The organism is Nocardioides caricicola, assembly GCF_039541135.1.
Lineage (GTDB): Bacteria > Actinomycetota > Actinomycetes > Propionibacteriales > Nocardioidaceae > Nocardioides > Nocardioides caricicola.
The window spans coordinates 595,051-615,446 of the sequence record NZ_BAABFQ010000003.1 but is presented as its reverse complement, the minus strand read 5'-3'; the positions used below and the strand labels follow the sequence as shown (position 1 = coordinate 615,446).

The 20,396-nt window shown below is 70.2% G+C and carries 18 protein-coding genes and 1 tRNA gene; 14 read left to right on the top strand and 5 right to left on the bottom strand.

Features of this window, described 5'->3' with window-relative positions:
• The first annotated feature begins 40 nt into the window (after window positions 1-40).
• The 8 genes from trpC (at window position 41) to pyk (ending at window position 12,014) form a co-directional block, all read left to right on the top strand.
• Entirely contained in the window at window positions 41-823 is a 783-nt protein-coding gene (trpC, locus tag ABD875_RS04710) for an indole-3-glycerol phosphate synthase TrpC (protein WP_345171721.1), read from the top strand.
• Window positions 820-2,049, top strand: coding sequence for a tryptophan synthase subunit beta (trpB, locus tag ABD875_RS04705; RefSeq protein ID WP_345171719.1), 1,230 nt, complete (start codon window positions 820-822; stop codon window positions 2,047-2,049). Before trpC ends, trpB begins: the two co-directional genes overlap by 4 nt.
• Entirely contained in the window at window positions 2,046-2,825 is a 780-nt protein-coding gene (gene trpA, locus ABD875_RS04700) for a tryptophan synthase subunit alpha (RefSeq protein ID WP_345171717.1), read from the top strand. Before trpB ends, trpA begins: the two co-directional genes overlap by 4 nt.
• On the top strand, window positions 2,809-3,417 hold the full coding sequence (locus ABD875_RS04695) for an SCO family protein (RefSeq protein WP_345171715.1): 609 nt from the start codon (window positions 2,809-2,811) through the stop codon (window positions 3,415-3,417). Before trpA ends, ABD875_RS04695 begins: the two co-directional genes overlap by 17 nt.
• 19 nt (window positions 3,418-3,436) lie before the next feature.
• A complete protein-coding gene (gene lgt, locus ABD875_RS04690) occupies window positions 3,437-4,339 on the top strand; it encodes a prolipoprotein diacylglyceryl transferase (protein ID WP_345172677.1) in 903 nt (300 codons plus the stop codon).
• A gap of 133 nt (window positions 4,340-4,472) precedes the next feature.
• Window positions 4,473-9,032, top strand: a complete 4,560-nt coding sequence (gene gltB, locus ABD875_RS04685; RefSeq protein ID WP_345171713.1) for a glutamate synthase large subunit — start codon at window positions 4,473-4,475, stop codon at window positions 9,030-9,032.
• The gene (locus tag ABD875_RS04680) at window positions 9,025-10,491 is read left to right on the top strand and encodes a glutamate synthase subunit beta (protein WP_345171711.1); all 1,467 of its coding nucleotides are present in this window, start codon (window positions 9,025-9,027) and stop codon (window positions 10,489-10,491) included. The genes gltB and ABD875_RS04680 overlap by 8 nt, the downstream gene beginning before the upstream one ends.
• A gap of 62 nt (window positions 10,492-10,553) precedes the next feature.
• Complete coding sequence (gene pyk, locus ABD875_RS04675) at window positions 10,554-12,014, top strand: pyruvate kinase (RefSeq protein WP_345171709.1); 1,461 nt, start codon at window positions 10,554-10,556, stop codon at window positions 12,012-12,014.
• 3 nt (window positions 12,015-12,017) lie between these two features.
• On the opposite strand, the gene ABD875_RS04670 is transcribed toward pyk, so the two are convergent.
• The 4 genes from ABD875_RS04670 to ABD875_RS04655 all read right to left on the bottom strand — a co-directional run bounded on the left by ABD875_RS04670 (window position 12,018) and on the right by ABD875_RS04655 (window position 13,465).
• Complete coding sequence (locus ABD875_RS04670) at window positions 12,018-12,461, bottom strand: SRPBCC family protein (protein WP_345171707.1); 444 nt, start codon at window positions 12,459-12,461, stop codon at window positions 12,018-12,020.
• Window positions 12,454-12,822 (bottom strand): ArsR/SmtB family transcription factor, encoded by a 369-nt coding sequence (locus ABD875_RS04665; RefSeq protein ID WP_345171705.1) that lies wholly within the window; start codon window positions 12,820-12,822, stop codon window positions 12,454-12,456. Before ABD875_RS04665 ends, ABD875_RS04670 begins: the two co-directional genes overlap by 8 nt.
• Window positions 12,819-13,301, bottom strand: a complete 483-nt coding sequence (locus ABD875_RS04660; protein WP_345171703.1) for an SRPBCC domain-containing protein — start codon at window positions 13,299-13,301, stop codon at window positions 12,819-12,821. The genes ABD875_RS04665 and ABD875_RS04660 overlap by 4 nt, the downstream gene beginning before the upstream one ends.
• 88 nt (window positions 13,302-13,389) lie before the next feature.
• A tRNA-Leu gene (locus ABD875_RS04655) sits at window positions 13,390-13,465 on the bottom strand.
• A 108-nt stretch (window positions 13,466-13,573) separates the two neighbouring features.
• Between ABD875_RS04655 and ABD875_RS04650 the strand changes: the two genes are divergently transcribed.
• From ABD875_RS04650 to ABD875_RS04625, 6 genes are all read left to right on the top strand, one after another.
• Entirely contained in the window at window positions 13,574-13,750 is a 177-nt protein-coding gene (locus ABD875_RS04650) for a hypothetical protein (RefSeq protein ID WP_345171701.1), read from the top strand.
• A 46-nt stretch (window positions 13,751-13,796) separates the two neighbouring features.
• Window positions 13,797-14,396, top strand: coding sequence for an ANTAR domain-containing response regulator (locus ABD875_RS04645; RefSeq protein ID WP_345171699.1), 600 nt, complete (start codon window positions 13,797-13,799; stop codon window positions 14,394-14,396).
• Window positions 14,397-14,630: 234 nt separating this feature from the next.
• Window positions 14,631-15,905: an ABC transporter permease subunit gene (locus ABD875_RS04640; RefSeq protein ID WP_345171697.1), complete on the top strand. Its 1,275-nt coding sequence runs from the start codon at window positions 14,631-14,633 to the stop codon at window positions 15,903-15,905.
• A gap of 14 nt (window positions 15,906-15,919) precedes the next feature.
• Entirely contained in the window at window positions 15,920-17,095 is a 1,176-nt protein-coding gene (locus ABD875_RS04635) for a branched-chain amino acid ABC transporter permease (protein ID WP_345171695.1), read from the top strand.
• Window positions 17,088-18,074 carry an ABC transporter ATP-binding protein gene (locus ABD875_RS04630; RefSeq protein ID WP_345171693.1) on the top strand — a complete coding sequence of 329 codons (987 nt, stop codon included), beginning with the start codon at window positions 17,088-17,090 and terminating at the stop codon, window positions 18,072-18,074. The genes ABD875_RS04635 and ABD875_RS04630 overlap by 8 nt, the downstream gene beginning before the upstream one ends.
• Window positions 18,071-18,859 carry an ABC transporter ATP-binding protein gene (locus tag ABD875_RS04625; protein WP_345171691.1) on the top strand — a complete coding sequence of 263 codons (789 nt, stop codon included), beginning with the start codon at window positions 18,071-18,073 and terminating at the stop codon, window positions 18,857-18,859. The genes ABD875_RS04630 and ABD875_RS04625 overlap by 4 nt, the downstream gene beginning before the upstream one ends.
• 155 nt (window positions 18,860-19,014) lie before the next feature.
• On the opposite strand, the gene ABD875_RS04620 is transcribed toward ABD875_RS04625, so the two are convergent.
• Window positions 19,015-20,373, bottom strand: a complete 1,359-nt coding sequence (locus ABD875_RS04620) for an ABC transporter substrate-binding protein (RefSeq protein WP_345171689.1) — start codon at window positions 20,371-20,373, stop codon at window positions 19,015-19,017.
• Window positions 20,374-20,396: the final 23 nt, after the last annotated feature.

The following is a 20,396-nucleotide window of genomic DNA, read 5'->3' as shown; positions in this document are numbered from 1 at the left end:
CGTCGTCCGGCACGCGTGCCCCGCGTGAAACACTCGTGACATGTCCGTGCTCGACGAGATCGTGGCCGGCGTGCGGATCGACCTCGCCGAGCGCGAGGCGGCGACGACGCTCGCCGACCTGCGCGCTGCGCTCGCGGACGTCGACGCGCCCCGCGACCCGATGCCGCACTTCCGCGGCCCCGGCTCGAGCGTGATCGCGGAGGTCAAGCGGCGCAGCCCCAGCAAGGGCGACCTCGCCGACATCCCCGACCCGGCCGAGCTCGCGCAGAAGTACGCCGCCGGCGGCGCCGCGGCGATCAGCGTGCTCACCGAGCAGCGCCGCTTCGGCGGCAGCCTCGACGACCTCCGCGCGGTCCGCGCGGCCGTCGACACCCCGATCCTGCGCAAGGACTTCATCGTCACGAGCTACCAGCTCGTCGAGGCGCGCGCGGCCGGTGCCGACCTGGCGCTGCTGATCGTCGCCGCCCTCGACGACGACACGCTGCGCCGCCTCTACGACGAGGCCCGCGAGCTCGGACTGACCGTCCTGGTCGAGGTGCACGACGAGGCCGAGACCGAGCGCGCGGTCGCACTCGGCGCGGAGCTGGTCGGCGTGAACGCCCGCAACCTCAAGACGCTCGAGATCCACGACGACATGTTCGGCAAGCTCGCGCCCCAGATCCCCGACGACCGGGTCCTGGTCGCCGAGAGCGGGATCTTCAGCCCGGCCGACGTGCAGCGATTCGTCTCCGAGGGTGCCCGTGCGGTGCTCGTCGGGGAGGCACTGGTCAAGGACGGCGACCCCGAGGCCGCCGTCTCCGCAATGACAGGAGTGACGCCATGACGGTCTCCAGCTTCGACGCCGATGAGCGGGGGTGGTTCGGCGACCCTGAGTCCGGCTTCGGGGGGCGGTTCATGCCCGAGGCCCTGGTCGCCGCGCTGGACGAGCTCACGGCGGCGTGGCACGAGGCGATGGCCGACCCGACGTTCGTGGCCGAGTTCGAGCAGATCCTGCGTGAGTACGCCGGCGTGCCGAGCCCGCTCTACCTCGCCGAGCGGCTGAGCGACAAGGTCGGCGCCCGGATCCTGCTCAAGCGGGAGGACCTCAACCACACCGGCGCGCACAAGATCCGCAACGTCCTCGGCCAGGCGCTGCTCACCAAGCGGATGGGCAAGACCCGCGTGATCGCCGAGACCGGCGCCGGCCAGCACGGCGTCGCCAGCGCGACCGCCGCGGCGTACTTCGGCCTCGACTGCACCGTCTACATGGGCTCGGTCGACACCAAGCGCCAGGCGCTCAACGTCGCGCGGATGAACCTGCTCGGCGCGAAGGTCGTCGCGGTCGACTCCGGCAGCGCGACGCTCAAGGACGCGATCAACGAGGCGCTGCGCGACTGGGTCGCCAGCGTCGACCACACGGCGTACCTCTTCGGCACCGCCGCCGGCCCGCACCCGTTCCCGAGCATGGTCCGCGAGTTCTGCCGTGGCATCGGCGACGAGGCGCGCGCCCAGTGCCTGGAGCAGTACGGCGTGCTGCCGGACGCCATCGCGGCCTGCGTCGGAGGCGGCTCCAACGCCATCGGCCTCTTCACGGCGTTCCTCGACGACGAGTCGGTGGACATCTACGGCTTCGAGGCCGGGGGAGACGGCTACGAGACCGGGCGGCACGCCGCCACGATCCACGCGGGCGACCGCGGAGTGCTGCACGGCGCACGCACGTTCGTGCTGCAGGACGACGACGGCCAGACGATCGAGTCGCACTCGATCTCGGCCGGTCTCGACTACCCCGGCGTCGGCCCGCAGCACGCGTACCTCGCCGACGTGAAGCGCGCGACCTACCTCCCCGTCACCGACGCGGAGGCCATGGACGCGATGGCGCTGCTGGCGCGCACCGAGGGGATCATCCCGGCGATCGAGTCCGCGCACGCCCTCGCCGGCGCGCTGCGGCTCGCCGAGGAGCGGCCCGGCCAGACCATCCTGGTCAACCTCAGTGGTCGCGGCGACAAGGACATGGGCACGGCGCTGGAGTACTTCAAGCTCGGCAGCCCCGACGAGGAGACCGGTTCGTGAGCACCACCAGCACCGCCTTCGCCGCGGCGAAGGAGGAGGGCCGCGCCGCGCTGGTCGGCTACCTCCCCGCCGGATTCCCCGACGTCGAGGGATCGATCCGGGCGCTGACCGCGATGGTCGACGCCGGGTGCGACATCATCGAGGTCGGGCTGCCCTACAGCGACCCGATCATGGACGGCCCGGTCATCCAGGCCGCGGTCCAGCAGGCCCTCGACGCCGGCTTCCGCATCGACGACCTGTTCCGGGTCGTGGAGGCCGTGGCGGCGACCGGGACGCCCACGTTGGTGATGACGAGCTGGAACCCCGTCGAGAAGCGCGGGGTCGAGCGCTTCGCGCAGCAGCTGCACGACGCCGGCGGCGCAGGGCTGATCACCCCCGACATCACGCCCGACGTCGCGGCGGACTGGATCGCCGCGGCCGACGCCCGCGACCTCGACAAGGTCTTCCTGGTCGCCCCGTCGAGCACCGACGAGCGGATCGCGATGACCACGAGCAGCTGCCGTGGCTTCGTCTACGCCACCGGCATCATGGGCGTGACCGGCACGACCCAGGCCACGGCGGCCGGCGTGGCGCCACTGATCGCCCGCACCAAGGCCACCACCGACCTCCCGGTCGGCGTCGGCGTCGGCGTCAGCACTCGCGCGCAGGCCGCCGAGCTGTCGGCGTACGCCGACGGCGTGATCGTCGGGACGGCGTTCGTGCGCACGCTCGCCGAGGGCCTGCCCGCGCTGGCGGCGCTGACCGAGGAGCTCGCCCGCGGTGTCCGACGTGCGTAGGGCCGCCACTGCCGCCGCCGTCCTGCTCCTCACGCTGACCGGGTGCGGTGGCGGGTCGGACGAGAGCGCCGAGGAGTTCCACGGCACGGAGCTGGACCCGCCGTTCGAGGTGTCCTCGACGCCACTGACCGACACCGAGGGCCAGCCGTTCTCGCTGACCGAGGACACCGACCGCGAGCTCACGCTGGTGTTCTTCGGCTACATCAACTGCCCGGACATCTGCCAGGTCGTGATGTCGAACCTGTCGTCGGCGATGACCCGGCTCGACGACGCCGACCGCGAGCGCGTCGACGTCGTCTACGTCACCACCGACCCGGCCCGGGACACGCAGGAGGCGATCGCCGAGTACCTGCCCCAGTTCGACCCGGACTTCGTCGGCCTCACCGGCGAGCTCGACACGATCGTCGAGGTCGCCAAGCCTCTGGGCGTCGGGATCACCCAGGGCGAGAAGCTGCCGTCCGGCGGGTACGACGTCACCCACGGGACCACGATCACCGGCATCGACGCCGACGACGAGGGCACGGTCTACTGGGACGGCAACACGTCGTCCGCGGACTTCGCCGCCGACATCCACACGCTGCTCAACGACTGAGGTGCCGATGCTGACCGCTGTGACCGCGCTCTCGATCCCGAGCCCCTCCGACGGGGTGTGGGACCTCGGCCCCGTGCCGATCCGCGGCTACGCGCTGGCGATCATCCTCGGCATCGTCGCCGCCGTCTGGATCGGCGAGCGCCGGTGGGTCGCCCGGGGCGGCCGCGCCGGCGAGATCCAGGACCTGGCGATCTGGGCGGTCCCGTTCGGCCTCGTCGGTGGGCGGATCTACCACGTGCTCACCGACAGCGAGCTCTACTTCGGCTCCGGCGGCAATGCGATCGAGGCGCTCTACGTGTGGCGCGGCGGCCTGGGCGTGTGGGGTGCGATCGCGCTCGGCGCGTTCGGCGTGGTGATCGGCGCCCGGCGCGCCGGCATCAAGCTGCTCCCGGTGCTCGACGCGATGGCGCCCGGCGTGCTGGTCGCCCAGGCGATCGGCCGCTGGGGCAACTGGTTCAACCAGGAGCTCTTCGGCAAGCCCACCGACCTGCCCTGGGGCCTGGAGATCGACTCCGCGCACCGCCCGGCGGGGTACGCCGACCCGGACCTGCTGTTCCACCCGACGTTCCTGTACGAGTCGCTGTGGTGCCTGCTGGGCTTCGCGCTGGTGGTGTGGGCCGACAAGCGCTTCCGGCTCGGCCACGGCCGGGTGGTCGCGCTGTACGTCATGGTCTACACGGCCGGACGCGGCTTCATCGAGATGCTCCGCATCGACAGCGTGGAGCTCGACAACGTGCTCGGGCTGCGCTTCAACGTCTGGACCTCGATCGTCCTCTTCGTGCTGGCGCTGGCCTACTTCGTGGTCAGCGCCCGGCGCCATCCCGGGCGCGAGGAGGCGATCTACGTCGACGGGCGCCGCGACGACGACGTACGCTCGGAGACGACCGACGAGCAGACTGATACTGGTCAGCTTCCCGGGTGACCGGGTGCTAGTCTGACCCTTCCGCTAGGGCCAATGTCGTCCCCCAGCAGCGATCGACATCACCGCACCGCCAGCGCCGGCCTCGACAACGTCGTGGGGCCGCGCGGCGCCAGAGACGACGGGAGAATGCCCGGTGCCCTACTCGCACGCATTCCCGCCGCCCCAAGGGCTGTACGACCCCCGCCACGAGAAGGACGCCTGTGGCGTGGCCTTCGTGGCGACCCTGACCGGCGTTGCCAGCAACGACATCGTGGTGAAGGCCCTCACGGCCCTGAAGAACCTCGAGCACCGTGGCGCCGCGGGCGCCGAGCCGAACTCCGGCGACGGCGCCGGCATCCTCATGCAGGTGCCGGACGCGTTCCTGCGCGAGGTCGTGGACTTCGAGCTGCCGGCGCAGCACTCCTACGCCGTCGGCACGGCGTTCCTCCCCGGTGACGACGAGCAGGTCGCCAAGACCCGCCGGCGGATCGAGGAGATCGCGGTCGAGGAGGGTCTCTCGGTCCTCGGCTGGCGCGAGGTCCCGATCCAGCCCGACACGCTCGGCGCGACCGCGCTCGGCGTGATGCCGACGTTCAGCCAGCTGTTCGTCGCGGGCGCCGGCTCGCGGGTGACCGGCATGGCTCTGGAGCGGCTGGCGTTCTGCCTGCGCAAGCGGGCCGAGAGCGAGACCGACGTCTACTTCCCGTCGCTGTCCTCGCGCACCCTCGCCTACAAGGGCATGCTCACCACCGAGCAGCTCGACTACTTCTTCCCGGACCTCGTCGACCCGCGGGTCGCCTCGGCCCTGGCCGTCGTGCACTCGCGGTTCTCGACGAACACGTTCCCGAGCTGGCCGCTGGCGCACCCGTTCCGGTTCATCGCCCACAACGGCGAGATCAACACCGTCATGGGCAACCGCAACTGGATGCGGGCCCGCGAGGCCCTGCTCGACTCCGACGTGATCCCCGGCGACCTCGAGCGGCTCTACCCGATCTGCACGCCCGGCGCGTCCGACTCGGCGTCGTTCGACGAGGTCCTCGAGCTGCTGCACATGGGTGGCCGCTCGCTGCCGCACGCCGTGCTGATGATGATCCCCGAGGCGTGGGAGAACCACGCCGAGATGGACGCCAAGCGGCGCGCGTTCTACGAGTTCCACTCCGCGATGATGGAGCCGTGGGACGGGCCGGCCTGCGTGGTGTTCACCGACGGCTCGCAGATCGGCGCGGTCCTCGACCGCAACGGCCTGCGTCCCTCGCGCTACTGGGTCACCGACGACGGCCTGGTCGTGCTGGCCTCCGAGGTCGGCGTGCTCGACCTCGACCCCGCCTCGATCGTCCGCAAGGGCCGGCTGCAGCCGGGCCGGATGTTCCTCGTCGACACCGACGAGCACCGGATCATCGAGGACGACGAGATCAAGTCCGAGCTCGCGAACGAGCACCCGTACGACGAGTGGCTGCACGCCGGTCTGATCCACCTCGACGACATCCCGGACCGCGAGCACATCGTGCACACGCACGCGTCGGTCACCCGCCGTCAGCAGGTCTTCGGCTACACCGAGGAGGACCTGCGCGTCATCCTCACGCCGATGGCCAACAGCGGCGGCGAGCCGCTCGGCTCGATGGGCACCGACACCCCGATCGCGGCGCTGAGCCAGAAGCCGCGGCTGCTGTTCGACTACTTCAGCCAGCTGTTCGCCCAGGTGACGAACCCGCCGCTCGACGCGATCCGCGAGGAGCTGGTCACCTCGCTGGCCGGCACCATCGGCCCCGAGGCGAACCTCCTGGAGCCGGCCCCGGCCTCGTGCCGGATGGTCGTGCTGCCGTTCCCGGTCATCTCCAACGACGACCTGGCCAAGATCCGCCACATCAACCGTGACGGGGACATGCCGGGCTTCATCACGCACGTCGCCCGGGGTCTGTACTCCGTCGAGGGCGGCGGCGCGGCGATGGCCGAGCGGATCGACGAGATCTGCCAGGAGGTGTCCGCGGCGATCGCCGACGGCGCCCGCGTCATCGTGCTGTCCGACCGGCACTCGACCGCCGAGCTCGCCCCCATCCCGTCGCTGCTGCTCACCGGCGCGGTCCACCACCACCTGGTGCGCGAGAAGACCCGCACCCAGGTCGGCCTGCTCGTCGAGGCCGGCGACGTCCGCGAGGTCCACCACGTCGCGCTGCTCGTCGGCTACGGCGCGGCCGCGGTCAACCCGTACCTCGCGATGGAGTCCGTCGAGGACCTCGCGCGCGAGGGCTACTACGTCACCTCCGACCCGGAGAAGGCGGTCGCCAACCTGGTCAAGGCGCTCGGCAAGGGCGTCCTCAAGGTCATGTCGAAGATGGGCGTCTCCACGGTGGCGTCCTACACCGGCGCGCAGATCTTCGAGGCGATCGGGCTCTCGCAGTCGCTGGTCGACAAGTACTTCACCGGCACGACCTCCAAGCTGGGCGGCGTCGAGCTCGACACCATCGCGGAGGAGGTCGCGCGCCGGCACGCCACGGCGTACCCCCGCGGCGGCATCTCGCCGGCGCACCGCGAGCTCGAGATCGGCGGCGAGTACCAGTGGCGCCGCGAGGGCGAGCCGCACCTGTTCGACCCGGAGACGGTGTTCCGCCTCCAGCACTCGACGCGCAACGGTCGCTACGACGTCTTCAAGCAGTACACCGAGCGCGTCAACGAGCAGTCCGAGCGGCTGATGACGCTGCGCGGCCTGTTCCGCCTCAGGGGCGCCGAGGACCTGGGTCGTCAGCCGGTGCCGATCGACGAGGTCGAGCCGGTCTCGGCGATCGTCAAGCGGTTCTCGACCGGCGCGATGTCGTACGGCTCCATCTCCAAGGAGGCGCACGAGACCCTCGCGATCGCGATGAACCGGCTGGGCGCGAAGTCCAACACCGGTGAGGGCGGCGAGGACCCGGAGCGGCTGTACGACCCGGAGCGGCGCAGCTCGATCAAGCAGGTCGCGTCTGGGCGCTTCGGCGTGACGTCGGAGTACCTCACGAACTCCGACGACATCCAGATCAAGATGGCGCAGGGCGCGAAGCCCGGCGAGGGCGGCCAGCTGCCCGGCAACAAGGTGTATCCGTGGGTGGCCAAGACCCGGCACTCCACGCCGGGCGTGGGCCTGATCAGCCCGCCGCCGCACCACGACATCTACTCGATCGAGGACCTCGCGCAGCTGATCCACGACCTGAAGAACGCCAACCCGCAGGCCCGCATCCACGTGAAGCTGGTCTCCGAGGTCGGCGTCGGCACCGTGGCCGCGGGGGTCTCGAAGGCGCACGCCGACGTGGTGCTGGTCTCCGGCCACGACGGCGGCACCGGCGCGGCTCCGCTCACGTCGCTCAAGCACGCGGGCGGTCCCTGGGAGCTCGGTCTCGCCGAGACCCAGCAGACGCTGCTGCTCAACGGCCTGCGCGACCGGATCGTCGTGCAGACCGACGGCCAGCTGAAGACCGGCCGCGACGTCGTGGTCGCCGCGCTGCTCGGCGCGGAGGAGTACGGCTTCGCCTCGGCTCCGCTGGTGGTCTCGGGCTGCATCATGATGCGGGTCTGCCACCTCGACACCTGCCCCGTGGGTGTCGCGACGCAGAACCCGGTGCTCCGCGAGCGCTACTCCGGCAAGGCCGAGTACGTCGTGAACTTCTTCGAGTACATCGCCGAGGAGGTCCGCGAGCTGCTCGCCGAGCTCGGCTTCCGCAGCCTCGACGAGGCGATCGGCCAGGTCGACGCGCTCGACGTGCAGCAGGCGGTCGGGCACTGGAAGGCGGCCGGCCTCGACCTGTCGCCGATCCTGCACAAGCCCGAGCTGCCCCTCGGTCCGGACGGTCAGCGCGCGTCGTTGCGCAACACCGCGAAGCAGGACCACGGTCTCGACAAGGCGCTCGACGTCACCGAGCTCGTGCCGCTGGCCCAGCCGGCGCTCGAGTCCGGCGAGCCGGTGCGCGCGCAGGTCGTGATCCGCAACGTCAACCGCACCGTCGGCACGATCCTCGGCCACGAGGTCACCAAGAGGTACGGCGGCGCGGGCCTGCCCGACGGCACGATCGACATCACCTTCACTGGCTCGGCGGGCCAGTCGTTCGGCGCGTTCGTGCCGCGCGGCATCACGCTGCGCCTCGAGGGTGACGCCAACGACTACGTCGGCAAGGGCCTGTCGGGCGGCCGGATCGTCGTCCGGCCCGACCGGGCGGCGACGTTCCGGAGCAACGAGCAGATCATCGCGGGCAACACCATCGCCTACGGCGCGACCAGCGGCGAGATCTTCCTGCGCGGCGGGGTCGGCGAGCGCTTCGCCGTCCGCAACTCCGGCGCGCGGCTGGTCAACGAGGGCGTCGGCGACCACGGCTGCGAGTACATGACCGGCGGTCGTGTGGTCGTGCTCGGCCCGACCGGCCGCAACTTCGCGGCCGGCATGTCCGGCGGCATCGCCTGGGTGCTCGACCTGAACCCCGGTCGGGTCAACCCCGAGCTCGTCGAGCTCGGCCCGGTGAGCGGTGCCGCGGCGGAGGAGCTCGAGGAGCTCGTGCGCGCGCACTTCGAGGAGACCGGGTCCACGGTCGCCGAGGAGCTGCTCGCCGACTGGGAGACCGCACTGACGCGGTTCACCGAGGTCATGCCCACCGACTACCGCAAGTCGCTCGAGGCGAAGGCCAAGGCGGAAGCCGACGGCCTCGACGAGAACGAGACTGCCCACGCGATGATGGAGGCGCTCCATGGCTGACCCGCGCGGATTCTTGAAGAACGGCCGTGAGGTCGCGACCCGTCGTCCCGTCGACGAGCGGGTCCAGGACTGGAAGGAGGTCTACCCCGGCAGCGCCGGGCGCGCCCTCCTCCCGATCATCACGACCCAGGCCGGGCGCTGCATGGACTGCGGCATCCCGTTCTGCCACCAGGGCTGCCCGCTCGGGAACATCATCCCGGAGTGGAACGACCTGGTCTGGCGCGACGACTGGGAGGGCGCGATCGAGCGCCTGCACGCGACCAACAACTTCCCGGAGTTCACTGGTCGCCTGTGCCCGGCGCCCTGCGAGACCGCCTGCGTCCTGGGCATCAACCAGGACCCGGTGACGATCAAGAACGTCGAGGTCTCGATCATCGACAAGGCGTGGGAGTCCGGCCTGGTCCGGCCCCAGCCGCCGGAGTGGCTCTCGGGCCGCACCGTCGCGGTGATCGGCTCCGGCCCGGCGGGCCTCGCGGCCGCCCAGCAGCTCACCCGTGCCGGTCACACGGTCGCGGTCTACGAGCGCGCCGACAAGATCGGCGGGCTGCTGCGCTACGGCATCCCCGAGTTCAAGATGGAGAAGCAGCACCTCGACAAGCGCCTCGAGCAGATGCGCCGCGAGGGCACGGTGTTCCGTGCCGGCGTCGACGTCGGCGCCGACCTCACCGGCGACCAGCTCAAGGACCGGTACGACGCCGTCGTGCTCGCGATGGGCGCGACCGAGCCGCGTGACCTGCCGGTGCCCGGACGCGAGCTGGCCGGCATCCACCAGGCCATGGAGTTCCTGCCCCAGGCCAACCGGGTCGCGGTCGGCGAGACGGTCGAGGACCAGATCCTCGCGACCGGCAAGCACGTCGTGATCATCGGCGGCGGCGACACCGGCGCGGACTGCCTCGGCACGTCCACCCGCCAGGGCGCGGCCTCGATCACCCAGCTCGAGATCATGGCCGAGCCGCCCACGACCCGACCGGCCGGCCAGCCGTGGCCGACGTACCCGATGATCTTCCGGGTCTCCTCGGCGCACGAGGAGGCGGGGGAGCGCGTCTACGGCGTCTCCACCCAGGAGTTCCTCGGCGACGAGCACGGCAACGTGCGGGCGCTGCGCCTGGTGGACGTGGTCTTCGAGGGCGGCAAGCTCACCGAGATCGAGGGCACCGAGCGCGAGATCCCGGCCGACCTGGTGCTGTTCGCGATGGGCTTCCTCGGCCCCGAGAAGCCCGGCCTCGTCGAGCAGCTGGGCGTGGACCTCGACGAGCGCGGCAACGTGAAGCGCGACGCCAAGTACCAGTCGTCGATCGACGGTGTCTTCGTCGCCGGCGACGCCGGTCGCGGCCAGTCGCTGATCGTCTGGGCGATCGCGGAGGGGCGGGCCGCGGCGGCCGCCGTGGACGAGTTCCTCACCGGTTCCACCACGCTCCCGGCGCCGATTCCGCCGACCGAGCGCCCGTTGGTGGTCTGAGTCCCGAGACGCCGGGCCGAGATAGGTCTTTGAACGATCAAAGTCGCGCTAGGGTAGAGCCCGTGCGTAGAGCCAAGATCGTCTGCACCCTCGGCCCGGCGGTGGACACCCCCCGGAGGATCCGTGAACTCGTGTACGCCGGGATGGACGTCGCCCGGTTGAACATGAGTCACGGTGACCATGCCGACCACGCCGAGCGTTACCGCCTGGTGCGGGAGGCTTCGGACGCCAGTGGGCACGGTGTCGCCATCCTGGCCGACCTCCAGGGCCCGAAGATCCGCCTCGAGACCTTCGCCGACGGCCCGGTCCAGCTGGTCCGCGGCCAGGCCTGGACGATCACCACGCGTGACGTCCCGGGCGACAAGGAGATCTGCGGCACGACGTACAAGGGCCTGCCCGGCGACGTGAACGTCGGCGACCCGATCCTCATCGACGACGGCAAGGTCCGGCTCCGGGTCACCGAGGTCACCGACACCGACGTGCGCACCGAGGTCCTGGTCGGCGGCAAGGTCAGCAACAACAAGGGCATCAACCTCCCCGGCGTCGCGGTCTCGGTGCCGGCCCTGTCCGAGAAGGACATCGAGGACCTGCGCTTCGCGCTGTCGCTGTGCGTCGACTTCGTCGCGCTCAGCTTCGTGCGCGACGCGAAGGACGCCGACGACGTCCGCCGGATCATGGACGAGGAGGGCGTGCGCGTCCCGATCATCGCCAAGATCGAGAAGCCCCAGGCGATCGACAACCTCGACGAGATCATCGCGGCGTTCGACGGCTTCATGGTCGCTCGCGGCGACCTCGGCGTGGAGTGCCCCCTCGAGGACGTGCCGTTCCTGCAGAAGACGATCGTCGAGAAGGCGCGCCTGAACGCCAAGCCCGTCATCGTCGCCACTCAGATGCTCGAGTCGATGATCAGCAACCCGGCGCCCACGCGCGCCGAGGCCTCCGACGTCGCGAACGCCGTCCTCGACGGCGCGGACGCCGTGATGCTGTCCGGCGAGACCAGCGTGGGGGAGTTTCCCGTGCACACCGTCGAGACGATGGCCCGGATCATCGCCGCCACCGAGAAGCACGCGCTCGACCGCGACGGCCTCGGTGAGGTGAAGGTCATCGACTGGGACCCGCACACCCGCGGTGGCGTGATCGCCAAGGCCGCCGAGGAGGTCGCCGAGCGGGTCGGCGCGAAGTACGTCGTCGCGTTCACCACCAGCGGTGACTCCGCGCGCCGGATGTCGCGGCTGCGCGGCCCGGTGCCGGTCCTCGCGTTCACCCCGGTCCCGGCCGTGCGCTCCCAGCTCGCGATGACGTGGGGCGTCGAGACGTTCCTGACCCAGTTCGTCGAGCACACCGACCAGATGGTCCGTCAGGTCGACGAGCAGCTGCTCCAGATCGGTCGGGTGCGCGAGGGCGACCTCGTCGTGATCATCGCCGGGTCGCCCCCGGGCATCCCCGGCTCCACCAACGCGCTGCGCATCCACCGGATGGGCGATGCGATCAATGAGCTCGCCCCCGCGTACCACCAAGAGTGACTGTCAGGTCCAGTCGCTGATCGCGACCTCCTCCGGGTGCGGGCGTCCGCGCCCGGTCTCGACGAGCTCCTTGAGGCTCAGCAGGTACGTCGCCCAGCGGGTGCTGCAGTGGTGCATGAACTCCACCGGCTCGCGCCACCCGTGGTGGCCGAACTGGATGATCGTGTAGTCGCCGCGCTGGTCGAGGCGCCAGTCGATCTCGGTCCCGATCCACTCCTCGGGGCCGTCGGCGACCTTCCAGCGGACCCGGCCCGACGGGTCGAGCTCGAGGACCTCCATGTCGAAACCGCCGGCCTCGCCGAAGCGGAACGCCAGCGTGTCGCCGACGTCGCCGGTGCCCTTCGTGTCCGTCGTCCACCAGTCGGCCAGGGCGTCGCGGGTCGTGACCGCGCGGTAGACCTCGTCGAGCGGCGCGACGACGCCGACGCGGTGCAGGATGTCAACCATCGGATTCTCCTTCGTCTCGGGTGCGTTCGATCTGTTCGGCGAGCCGCTTGATCCGGCTCAGTCGGGCGTCCCATGCGTCGCCCACGGCGGCCAGCTGGGCCGCGGCGCGAGCCAGCTGGGCCGCGTCGACGTGGAAGTGCCGCTCCCGGCCGGCGGGGGAGGCGTGCACCAGCCCGGCCCGGTCGAGAACGGCGAGGTGCTTGGACACGGCCTGCCGGGTGACCGGGAGCCGCTCGCTCAGCGAGGTGGCGGTGCCGCTGCCCTCGACGAGCAGCAGGTCGATCATCGAGCGCCGCGTGGGGTCGCCGATCGCCGACCACAGGTCGTCGTCGACGGCCGAGCCGGTCATGGTGCTGCTCACGGCGTCGCCACCAGGCGGGCGACGTACTCGCCGAGCCTCGGGATGTAGTGGTTCCAGCCGTCGACGTGGTCCTGGTAGTGCTCCTCCAGGACCGCGACCTCCCAACCCATCTCCCGCCACCCGGTCTCGGTCATCCGGAGCAGGGTGCCGCCGGCGCTCGGCGTGAGGTCGAACGTCACCAGCAGCGAGTCGCGGTCGCGGTCCTCGCCCTGGAAGCACCAGCGGAACGAGAACCGGCGCGGCGCGTCGACCTCGACCACGCTCATCAGCACCGTGGTCGTCTCCCCGGTCTCGGTGTTGCGCCAGACCAGCTCGCCCAGCGCTCCCGCGACCGACTCGAAGCCGGCGTCGTCGGGCCACCACTCCCGCACGTGCTCGGGCTTGCTCACCACCTCGAACACCACCTCGGGGGAGGCGTCGACCTGGATGTCCCGCACGATCGGACCGTGCTCCCGGCTCTCCGTCCTGCTCTGCGTCATGTCCTCACCTTTCGCAACCTTTGGTTGCGCAGGACTCTACGACGACGCCGGCTGATACGCAACCATCAGTTGCGCATTCAGGAGGAGGTGGTGCCCCGGGTGGGATTCGAACCCACACTGAATGGTGTTTGAGACCATCGCCTCTGCCGTTGGGCTACCGGGGCCTGCGGCGCGAAAACCCTAGCCGAACCCACGGCGGCTGCCCCCTTGCCAAAGTCGACTAAACAACTACAGTTATCGGATCAGGGGTGCTCGGACCGTGGAGGATCGACATGTGGAAGCCGTGGACGTGGGCCCGGAGCAGCAACGACCGGGCGATCTGCAACGCCCGGGCGTCGGCCACCGAGCTCCACCGACGCCGGGTCGAACGCGTGGACGTCGAGCTGTTCCTCGCCCAGCGCCGCGAGCCCACCATCGCCGCGCCGCGCCCGGCACGCCGTCCCGCCTGACGCCTTCCGGCGTACGACGGGGGAGCGGCCGGATAATCTGCTCCCCGTGAGCCACCCGACCGAGCCGTCCCGTCGCGTCGTCATCGCCGAGGACGAGGTGCTGATCCGCATGGACCTCGCCGAGATGCTCGGCGAGGAGGGGTACGACGTCGTCGGCCAGGCCGGTGACGGCGCGGCCGCCGTCCAGTTGGCCGAGGAGCTGCGCCCCGACCTGGTGATCCTGGACGTGAAGATGCCCGTCCTGGACGGGATCGCGGCCGCCGAGCAGATCGCCGGGCAGCGGATCGCGCCGGTCGTGATGCTCACCGCGTTCTCGCAGCGCGACCTCGTCGAGCGGGCTCGCGACGCAGGCGCCATGGCCTACCTCGTGAAGCCGTTCTCGAAGTCCGACCTGGTGCCCGCCATCGAGATGGCGGTCAGCCGGTTCACCGAGCTGACCCTGCTCGAGGCCGAGGTCGCCGACCTCACCGAGCGCCTCGAGACCCGCAAGGCGGTGGAGCGGGCGAAGTCCGTGCTGCAGAAGCAGCTGCAGCTCTCCGAGCCCGAGGCGTTCCGCTGGATCCAGAAGACCGCGATGGACCTCAGGCTCTCGATGCGACAGGTCGCCGACGGCGTGATCGAGCACGGTCCGGGCCTGGCCGGCTGAGCCCGTGCGTCTCGACCCCGGTCGCTGATACGCCCTCTCAGATCACCGCATGGTCACGCTTGGGTAAAGGCCTGTGCTGACGCGCGCGTCAGCAGGGCCCGATGTGGCGCCGCGCACGTCTGTGCCCCCTAGACTGCCCCCCGAGCCCGGACCGGGCTCTTGGATGGGAGGACTGACTTGACGTCACCACACGCAGTCCGCGGGCGGACCGTGGGCAGGACGACAGCGGGGCTCGTGCTCGCACTGTTGCTCGCCCCGTTCCTCGTGCTGATGACCTCGGGATCGGGATCGGCGAGCGCCGTGACCGTCTTGTGCCTGCCGAAGGCGGACGAGACGGCCTGCATCGCCAGCACCATGGGCAGCCGGGCCGAGCCGATCGCCGGCGTCGACGTCATCCTGACCGCCCCGGACGGCAGCGAGCAGACCGTCACCACCGGTGACGACGGCAAGTGGAGCTTCGAGGTCACCGAGACCGGCGACTACACCGTCTCCGCGGACCCGAAGACGCTGCCGGACGGCTTCGAGCTCGAGAACGAGACCGTCGACGTGAAGGTCGACAAGCTCGGCGGCTCGTTCGGCGCCATCCTGCAGCTCCGGTCCGAGGACTACAGCGCGGAGACCAGCAAGACCGACGAGATCATCCAGAGCACGGTCAACGGCCTCCGGCTGGGCCTGCTGCTCGCGCTCGCCTCGGTCGGCCTGTCGCTGATCTACGGCACCACCGGGCTCTCGAACTTCGCGCACGCCGAGCAGGTCACGCTCGGCGGCATGATGGGCTACCTCTTCGTCAACCAGTGGGGGCTCAACCTCTGGGTCGGCGGCCTGCTCGTCGTGCTCTTCTGTGCCTTCACCGGCTGGGGCCAGGACCGGGTGCTCTGGCAGCCGCTACGGCGCCGTGGCCTGGGCCTGACCCAGATGATGATCGTGACCATCGGCCTCTCCCTGGCGCTGCAGTACACCTACCAGTACCTCGTCGGCGCCCGCACCGTCCGCGTCGTGCAGGACAACCCCGAGGTCTCGACGTTCGGGCCGGTGACGATCACCCACCAGTCGATCGTGGCGATGGCGATCTCCGTGGTCGTGCTCGCGGCGGTCGGCTACGCGCTGCTGCGCACCCGCGTCGGGCGCGCGACTCGCGCCGTCTCCGACAACCCGGCTCTCGCGGCGGCGTCCGGCATCGACACCGACAAGGTGATCCGCCTGGTCTGGACGGTCGCGATGGGCCTGGCCGGTCTGTCCGGCCTCCTGTACGCGCTCGTGGTGAACGGCATCAAGTGGGACTCCGGTCTCCAGATCCTGCTGCTGCTGTTCGCCGCCGTCACGCTCGGAGGCCTCGGCACCGCCTTCGGCGCCCTCGTCGGTGCGCTGATCATCGGACTCGTCGTCGAGCTCTCCCCGGTCTTCGGAATGCCCGGTGACTTCAAGTACGCCACCGCGCTGTTGATCCTGATCCTGCTCCTGCTGGTGAGGCCCCAGGGCCTGCTCGGCAAGCCGCAGCGGGTCGGCTGAGGAAGGAACGGATCATGGACAACCTCCAGCTGATTCTCAACGCGATGGTGCGCGAGGCGGTGTCGCCGCAGACGGCGGCCGTCGCGATCGCGGTCATCGGCCTGAACATCCACTTCGGCTTCACCGGGCTGCTCAACATGGGCCAGGCGGGCTTCATGCTGCTCGGCGCCTATGGCATGGGCATCACGGTGTGGCAGGGGCTGCCGTTCGCTCTCGGCATCCTGTTCGGCTTCGGCGCCGCACTGGTCTTCGCGCTGGTGCTCGGCGTACCGACACTGAAGCTACGCGGTGACTACCTCGCGATCGTGACGATCTCCGCAGCGGAGATCATCAGATACGTCGGCAGATCGTCGTTGCTGACCGACTTCACCGGCTCGGCCCAGGGCATCCCGGGCAGCCAGTACACCGGTCCGTTCCGGGACCTGTCCTTCTTCCCGTCGGGGTCGTTGACCCTGCTGCCGTTCAACTACCACGACGTCGCCGACGGCGCGGTCTGGGTGCGGCTGCTGGGCTGGGCGATCACCATCGGGGCCGTCGCGGCCCTGGTCTACCTGCTGCGCAGCGGCGACCGGTTCAGCGGCGTCGCTCGCAACGGCCTGGTCGTCCTGCTGACCGTGTTCACCGTCCTGCTGGTCCTGTTCCTGTTCCCGCTCAACTACCAGTGGACCGGCGTCAGCGGCTGGTGGGTCCGGTTCGTGGCCTGGTCGCTCGTCGCGGTGTGCTGCTTCGTGGTCTACCTGCTGGTCCGCAGCCCCTGGGGCCGGCTCCTGCGCGGCATCCGCGAGGACGAGGACGCGATCCGCTCGCTCGGCAAGAACGTCTTCGCGATCAAGATGCAGGCGCTGATCATCGGCGGCCTGTTCGGTGCGCTCGGTGGCATGGTCTACGTGCTCGCGAGCAGCGTGCAGCCGGACTCGATGGGGCGCTCGCTGACGTTCTTCTGCTACACCGCGCTGCTGCTCGGCGGGGCCGCCACCATCTTCGGGCCCGTGCTCGGGACGATCATGTTCTACGTCGGCCGCGTCTTCATCCAGCAGGGTGCGCAGGTCTACGTGCCCGACAGCATCATGAACACCCAAGAGGCCGCCTGGTTCTCGTACATCGTCGTGGGTATCGCGCTGATGCTGCTGGTGATCTTCAGGCCGCAAGGCGTCCTGGGCGACAAGAGGGAGCTGCGCTTCGATGTCTGAGCACACCAACACCGTGTCGAGTCTCGCCGACCCGGCCGCACGCGCGGCCCTCACCGGCGGATTCGAGGACGCGCCGGGAGCCGCCAAGCCGGACCCGATCCTCGTGGTCGACAACATCGTGCGTCAGTTCGGCGGCATGACCGCCGTCGACGTCCAGCACCTCGAGGTCCAGCGCGGGCTCATCACCGCACTGATCGGGCCGAACGGCGCCGGCAAGACGACGTTCTTCAACCTGATCACCGGCTTCGACCGGCCCACCACCGCGGGCAAGGGCGCCCACTGGTCCTTCGACGGGCGCACGCTCGACAAGACCAGCGCCTCCAGCGTCGCGCGGGCCGGGATGGTCCGCACGTTCCAGCTCACCAAGGCGCTGAGCCGGATGACGGTCATCGACAACATGATGCTCGGCGCCCAGGGCCAGGCCGGCGAGAACCTCTTCAAGTCGATGTTCCGCCCGACCTGGCGCAGCCAGGAGCGCGAGATCGAGGCCAAGGCCGACGACCTGCTCGCCCGCTTCAAGCTCTACGAGAAGAAGCACGACTACGCGGGCAGCCTGTCCGGCGGGCAGCGCAAGCTGCTCGAGATGGCCCGGGCCCTGATGAGCGACCCGAAGATGATCATGCTCGACGAGCCGATGGCCGGCGTGAACCCGGCGCTGACGCAGTCGCTGCTCGGGCACATCCAGTCGCTGCGCGACGAGGGCATGACGGTGCTGTTCGTCGAGCACGACATGCACGTGGTGCGCCACATCTCCGACTGGGTCGCGGTCATGGCCGAGGGTCGCCTGGTCGCCGAGGGCTCCGCCGACACCGTGATGTCGAACCCCGCGGTGATCGACGCCTACCTCGGCGCGCACCACGACACCGACCTCGGTGACGACGCGCTGCTCAGCGAGGAGCACATGCAGGAGCTGGCCGAGGAGGTCGCGGCCGAGGAGGCCGAACGCGAGGCCGAGGAAGAAGCGGAGGGTCTGCGATGACCGAGCACCAGCAGGGCGGCGCGGGCACCGCGACGTCCACCCAGAAGGCGGTCATCGAGGCCAAGGACGTCGTCGCCGGCTACCTGCCGGGCGTCAACATCCTCAACGGGTGCAGCCTGGTGGCCTACCCGGGCGAGATGATCGGCATCATCGGCCCGAACGGCGCCGGCAAGTCGACGCTGCTCAAGGCGATGTTCGGCCTGGTCAAGATCCACTCCGGCTCGGTGATGCTGGGGGACCGGGACATCACGAACCTGCGCACCAACAAGCTCGTGGAGATGGGTGTCGGCTTCGTGCCGCAGACCAACAACGTCTTCCCGTCGCTGAGCATCGAGGAGAACCTCCGGATGGGCCTGTACCTGCGGCCCAAGAAGGTCCAGGAGCGGCTCGCCGCGATGTGGGACCTGTTCCCGGTGCTCCACGACCGCCGCAGCCAGAGCGCGGGTGCGCTCTCCGGCGGCGAGCGGCAGTCGCTGGCGATGGCCCGCGCGCTGATGATGGAGCCGTCGGTGCTGCTGCTCGACGAGCCGTCCGCCGGCCTGTCGCCGGTGCGCCAGGACGAGACGTTCCTCCGTGCCCGCCGGATCAACAAGACCGGCGTGAGTGTCGTGATGGTCGAGCAGAACGCCCGGCGGTGCCTGCAGATCTGCGACCGCGGCTACGTGCTCGACCAGGGCCGGGACGCCTACACCGGCGGCGGTCGTGAGCTCGCCAACGACCCGAAGGTCATCGAGCTCTACCTCGGGACCCTCGCCAAGGACGTCGACGAGGCGCGCGAGCAGTAGCTCCACCCGTTCCACGCAGAAGGCCCCGGACCTCGGTCCGGGGCCTTCTGCGTGCCAGGGCGCGCCCCGCGAAGGGGCTCGGCATGACGAAGGGCCCCGGACCGAGGTCCGGGGCCCTTCGCTTGCTACTGACTGATCAGGAGATCAGCCTGGGATCACTTGCTGCCCTCGACGGCGGAGGTCAGCTCGTTCTTGTTGTCGGCGTTGAACGTGTAGATGCCGACGAACGCCGACGACGGGTCGTTCTCGTCGTCGATCGGACCGATGCCCGAGGGACCGGTGTACCGGATCTCGCTGCCGCCCTCGAGGAGAGCGACGCAGTCGGCGTAGGTGGTGCACTCCTCGCCGTCCGTGGCACCCGAGACGGCGGCCAGGTTCTCCTGGATCGTCTGCGAGTCGGTCGCGCCGCCCTTCACCGCGGCGAGCGCGGCGAGGATGGTGGCGTCGTAGGACTCAGCGGCGTAGGAGTAGTCGCTGAGCGGCTCACCGAGACCGACCTCGGCCCAACCGCTGACGCGGTCCTTGAAGGTCTGGTCCGGGTCGGCACCGGGGATCGTGCCCTGAGCGCCCTCGAGGGTGCCCTTGGCGAAGTCCTCGCTGTAGTCGGCCGTGTTGCCGTCGGAGAAGTAGGTCTTGGACATGTCCCAGCCCTGCGACTTCAGCTCCGGCACGATCGACTTGGTCTCGTCGAACGCCAGGATGACGATGGCGTCCGGCTTCGTGGCGAGAACGCCGCTGACCTCGGACGAGAACGTCGTCTGGGCCGGCGGGAACTCCTGGCCCTTGCCCTTGCAGCCGTAGGTGCAGGAGCCACCGGCAGCCGTCACCGTGTCCTCGATGGCGTTGCGCAGGCCGGTGCCGTAGGTGTCGTTGAACACCAGGAAGCCGACCTTCGAGTAGCCGTCGTTGGTGATCAGGGTGCCGAGGGCGTTGCCCTGGACCCCGTCCGGCGGAGCGGTGCGGAAGTACCACGGCGAGTAGCCGGAGAGGTCGACCGCGGTGTTGGCGGGCGAGATCTCGACGATCTTGTTGTCGGCGAACGTGTCGACGACGTTCAGCGAGACGCTGGACGACGCGGCGCCGATGACGACCGACGGCTTGGTGGCCACCAGCGTGCCGGCGGACGCGGTCGAGACCGACATGTCGCTGGAGTCACCGGAGTCCTGGATGTCGTGGCACGCCTTGGCGCCGCCGACACCACCGGCGGCGTTGATGTCGGAGACGGCCAGGCCGACACCGGAGATCTCCGGCGGGCCGAGGAAGGCGAGGCTTCCGGTGAGCGGCAGGATGCCGCCGACGCGGAAGCTGTCCGCGCTCGTCTGGGCTGCCGAGCACTTGTCGTCGGTGAACGTGTCGGTCGGCGGTGCTTCCTCCGAGGCGGTAGCCGAGGGGGTGTCGCTGGCTGCGGCGTCGTCTCCGTCGGAGGAGTCGCTGCCACATGCCGTCAGGGCGAGACCGAGGACGGCAGTGCCCGCCATCAGCCGCACCCACGAGGCGGTTGTCGTTCGATTCACGGGGTGAACCTTTCTGTCGCGTT

What these genes read in the sequence shown, in the direction of transcription:
- trpC (WP_345171721.1), top strand. Translation starts at nt 41, where the DNA reads ATGTCCGTGCTCGACGAGATCGTGGCCGGCGTGCGGATCGACCTCGCC.
- ABD875_RS04670 (WP_345171707.1), bottom strand. Translation starts at nt 12,461, where the DNA reads ATGGTTGACATCCTGCACCGCGTCGGCGTCGTCGCGCCGCTCGACGAG.
- ABD875_RS04635 (WP_345171695.1), top strand. Translation starts at nt 15,920, where the DNA reads ATGGACAACCTCCAGCTGATTCTCAACGCGATGGTGCGCGAGGCGGTG.
- ABD875_RS04680 (WP_345171711.1), top strand. Translation starts at nt 9,025, where the DNA reads ATGGCTGACCCGCGCGGATTCTTGAAGAACGGCCGTGAGGTCGCGACC.
- ABD875_RS04660 (WP_345171703.1), bottom strand. Translation starts at nt 13,301, where the DNA reads ATGACGCAGAGCAGGACGGAGAGCCGGGAGCACGGTCCGATCGTGCGG.
- trpB (WP_345171719.1), top strand. Translation starts at nt 820, where the DNA reads ATGACGGTCTCCAGCTTCGACGCCGATGAGCGGGGGTGGTTCGGCGAC.
- ABD875_RS04630 (WP_345171693.1), top strand. Translation starts at nt 17,088, where the DNA reads ATGTCTGAGCACACCAACACCGTGTCGAGTCTCGCCGACCCGGCCGCA.
- ABD875_RS04625 (WP_345171691.1), top strand. Translation starts at nt 18,071, where the DNA reads ATGACCGAGCACCAGCAGGGCGGCGCGGGCACCGCGACGTCCACCCAG.
- ABD875_RS04650 (WP_345171701.1), top strand. Translation starts at nt 13,574, where the DNA reads ATGTGGAAGCCGTGGACGTGGGCCCGGAGCAGCAACGACCGGGCGATC.